Source organism: Mycobacterium sp. TH-M11, assembly GCF_057473725.1.
In genome coordinates this window covers 1-3,177 of sequence record NZ_JBYCLD010000168.1, presented here as the reverse complement: position 1 = coordinate 3,177, position 3,177 = coordinate 1, and the positions used below count along the sequence as shown (strand labels likewise).

Here is a 3,177-nt window from a genome sequence, read left to right as displayed (position 1 = left end):
ACTAAAATAGTAACAATGGCTTTTACAGGCCAACGTCGAGTTGTTGGGCGATTTGAGGCGCTTCGGGCACAACAAGTCGACGCTGGCCGGGAAATGGAGAAGTCGATGACCATCGATCCGGCCGACAGCGACCCATCGGAACGGGAATTCGGGCCGAGCGGCATCAGTCTGTCGCAGTACCGGTTCCCGACCGGATGGTTCATCGTCGGCTTCGCCTCGGAGTTGGCGCCCGGCGACGTCAAGCGGGTGCACTACTTCGGCGAGGAGATGGTGCTGTTTCGCACCGAGTCCGGCGAGGTGAATGTCTTGGACGCTTACTGCCAGCACCTCGGCGCGAACATGGGTGTCGGCGGCACCGTCGAGGGCGAGAACATCGTCTGTCCGTGGCACGGGTGGCAGTGGCGCGGCGACGGCAGCAACGCGCTGATTCCGTATAGCAAGATCGGCTGCAAGCACAACGTCCGGATCAAGACCTATCCCTGCACCGAGTGGTACGGCTTCATCCTGGTGTGGCACGAACGGCACGGCCGGGCCCCATACTGGCAGCCGCCGGTGCTGCCCGAGCTGGAAACCGACGAGTATTACCCGCTGCACCCGCACAGCCGCATGCTCAACCGGGTCAAGGTGCACGCGCAGATGATCATCGAGAACGCCGCCGACCCGTATCACGTGCAGTACGTGCACAAGGCCGCCAACCCGGCCAACACGACCTCATTCGAGGTTGCCGGTTACCACTTGCACGCCACCGTCAGCGCGCATTTCGGCGGCGGCCGGTCACAGACCTGGCTGACCCCGAACGGCCCGGTCGACGCCAAGATCGTTTACGACAACTACTCGCTGGGCCTGGGCATCGTGCGCTTCCCCAGTGACTTGGTGGCCACCATCGAGGTGACCGGGCAGACTCCGGTCGACGAGGACTACACCGACTACTTCTATACCCAGGCGTCCGTTCGCGAGCCCGGCGATTCCGGCGACATGCCCACCGGCCGGGCCGCCAAATTCCTTGCGTTGCAGCAAGAAGTCATCAAGCAGGACTTCTTCACCTGGGAGAACATGAAATATCTGGAGAAGCCGAACCTGGCTCCGGAAGAGGCGCACGACTATGCGGCGCTGCGGCGTTGGGCGCACCGCTTCTATCCGGGCGAAGAGGCCGCCGCCGACGACTTCGGTTACACACCAAACGGTGTTCCCGACCCGGTCGTTTCGAGGGCCTAGGGAAGCGATGTCTCCCTTACCAGTTGGGGCGGCGCCCACATGCGACGGAAAGCCTTTCGAACCGCTCGATTTCGGTGTCGAGCGGTTCAGTGTCGCGGCAGTCCTCGACCGGCGTGCCGAGCAATATCCCGATCGGGTGATGATCACCTGTCGACTGCGCTACCGGCACGTGATGAGCGAGGGCTACCTGAGACCGTCGGACCCCGCCGTCGTCCCACACCCGCAGTGGTTTCGCACCGGGGATCGCCGTACTTTCGACGGCGACCAGAACCTGACTTATGCAGCGCGGGTGAAGGATTCAATGCTGCGGCGCGGCGAGAACATCTTCTCGGTCGAGGTCGAGACCGTGGTGATGCGGCATCCAGCGGTGCTCGAGGCCGCGCGATACGTGAAAGTCGTCAGCGAGTTGCCGAAGACGGTCGTCGGCCGGATACGCAAGGACGTCCTTCGCGCGCGCATAGAGTCGGACCCGCGACCTGGGGCCGCGAAGCCCACGGATACATCGTGAGTCGTTAGACGGGATCAACAGAGCGACAGGGAGAACAACGGATGGCCATGACTTATCAGCAGCAGTACGTCCTCGACGGCGCGGTGGCGCGCGACGCAATCTTGAACTTGGCCGCACGGCACAACCGGTGCTTCTCCGACGGCGACCGCAACGGGTGGATCGCGACGTTCCGTCACTCGGGCGCGCGTTTCAGCCGCGACGGTGAGGATTTCACCGACCTACGGGCGGCGTTCGACGGCGGCAGGGGGCGGCTGGTCACCGTCGACCACGAGATCAGTGTCGACGGTATCAACGCAACCCAGCGATGCGTTGCGCTGCTGTTCACCGGCGGCTCGACGCTGCGTGCCACCGGGGTTTATCGCGATCGCCTGGTCTACGAGCGTGGCGGCTGGTACTTCACGTCCCGCGAGCTGCAATGGGATTCGGTGCCGGTCTCGACGTGACGTCGATCAGCTACAAGCTTGCCTTCGGTACCTACGACGACGCCCTGCGGATGGTTGGGGTGGCCTCGCAGCCGCGAGTTGCCGGGACGGTGGTCAGCGCGGCCCGGATCCAGATGTTCGCTGCCACCGTCCAGGACGCCAACCCGGCGTACTGGGATGCCGACTTTGCAACGCAGACATGGGGAGGGTTACTGGCTCCACCGGCGCTGCTGATGGGCTGGCTGACCCCGCTGCCGTGGCAGCCGGGCGGAGCGCCGCCAGTGGCGGCGATTGCGCTCCGGGTTCCGCTGCCCGGCAGCACAATCGTGAACGCCGCCAACGAGGCGGAATTTCCGCTGCCGATCCTCGACGGCGACCGACTCACGATCGTCGAAGAAGTGCTCTCGGTGTCACCGGAGAAGCAGACCAGGCTCGGCGTCGGGCATTTCGTCGAAACACTGGACACCTTCAACAGGCAGGGCGGCGCGGTGGTGGCGACCAACCGGAACACCTTGTTCCGCTTCACTCCTGCTGGGTCGTCGTGACCATCGACTGGGAGAGCGTCACGTTGCCGCTGGAGCTACCGGAGGTGCGTGATGAGATCAGCTATCAGCGGGTGGTGATGAACTCCGGATCCACCTGGGACTACACCCCAGTCCACTTCGACCCGTACTATGCCGAAAAGCACGGGCATCCAGGCATTTTCATCAACACCATGCACATCGCCGGCTTCGCCGACCGGATCGCGACCGATTGGGCCGGGCCGCGCAGCCGAGTGGTTCGGCGCAAGATGCGGCTGACCGGATCGATCTACGCCGGTGACACGATGGTGGGCCGCGCCAGCGTGGTGGCCAAACCCGCACCAGGACTGGTCGATCTGCAGATCGAGGTGATCAATCAACGCGGTGAGTTGTGTTGTCCGGTGGAACTGACGCTGCGGTTGATCGAGTGACGATGAGCGACGGTGGATAAGCATCTGGCGGGGTGTCGGGGGTTTGGTGCGGATGACCGCTCGGATGCGCTGGTAGCCAT

Annotated in this window: 5 protein-coding genes; all 5 read left to right on the top strand. The window is 63.9% G+C overall.

The genetic code is table 11. The annotated features are described in order from the left end of the window. Positions 1-105: 105 nt before the first annotated feature. The 5 genes from AC2VOG_RS07245 to AC2VOG_RS07225 are packed head-to-tail and all read left to right on the top strand — an operon-like array spanning position 106 to position 3,097. On the top strand, positions 106-1,215 hold the full coding sequence (locus tag AC2VOG_RS07245; protein WP_486939237.1) for an aromatic ring-hydroxylating oxygenase subunit alpha: 1,110 nt from the start codon (positions 106-108) through the stop codon (positions 1,213-1,215). A gap of 7 nt (positions 1,216-1,222) precedes the next feature. Then, positions 1,223-1,723: a hypothetical protein gene (locus AC2VOG_RS07240; RefSeq protein ID WP_486939236.1), complete on the top strand. Its 501-nt coding sequence runs from the start codon at positions 1,223-1,225 to the stop codon at positions 1,721-1,723. 41 nt (positions 1,724-1,764) lie between these two features. Further along, positions 1,765-2,166 carry a nuclear transport factor 2 family protein gene (locus AC2VOG_RS07235; RefSeq protein ID WP_486939235.1) on the top strand — a complete coding sequence of 134 codons (402 nt, stop codon included), beginning with the start codon at positions 1,765-1,767 and terminating at the stop codon, positions 2,164-2,166. Next, a complete protein-coding gene (locus AC2VOG_RS07230) occupies positions 2,139-2,690 on the top strand; it encodes an FAS1-like dehydratase domain-containing protein (RefSeq protein ID WP_486939234.1) in 552 nt (183 codons plus the stop codon). Before AC2VOG_RS07235 ends, AC2VOG_RS07230 begins: the two co-directional genes overlap by 28 nt. Next, a complete protein-coding gene (locus AC2VOG_RS07225) occupies positions 2,687-3,097 on the top strand; it encodes a MaoC/PaaZ C-terminal domain-containing protein (protein ID WP_486939233.1) in 411 nt (136 codons plus the stop codon). Before AC2VOG_RS07230 ends, AC2VOG_RS07225 begins: the two co-directional genes overlap by 4 nt. Positions 3,098-3,177: the final 80 nt, after the last annotated feature.

Excerpts from the sequence above, each read along its gene's own strand:
- AC2VOG_RS07245 (WP_486939237.1), top strand. The coding sequence starts at position 106 with ATGACCATCGATCCGGCCGACAGCGACCCATCGGAACGGGAATTCGGG.
- AC2VOG_RS07240 (WP_486939236.1), top strand. The coding sequence starts at position 1,223 with ATGTCTCCCTTACCAGTTGGGGCGGCGCCCACATGCGACGGAAAGCCT.
- AC2VOG_RS07235 (WP_486939235.1), top strand. The coding sequence starts at position 1,765 with ATGGCCATGACTTATCAGCAGCAGTACGTCCTCGACGGCGCGGTGGCG.
- AC2VOG_RS07230 (WP_486939234.1), top strand. The coding sequence starts at position 2,139 with ATGGGATTCGGTGCCGGTCTCGACGTGACGTCGATCAGCTACAAGCTT.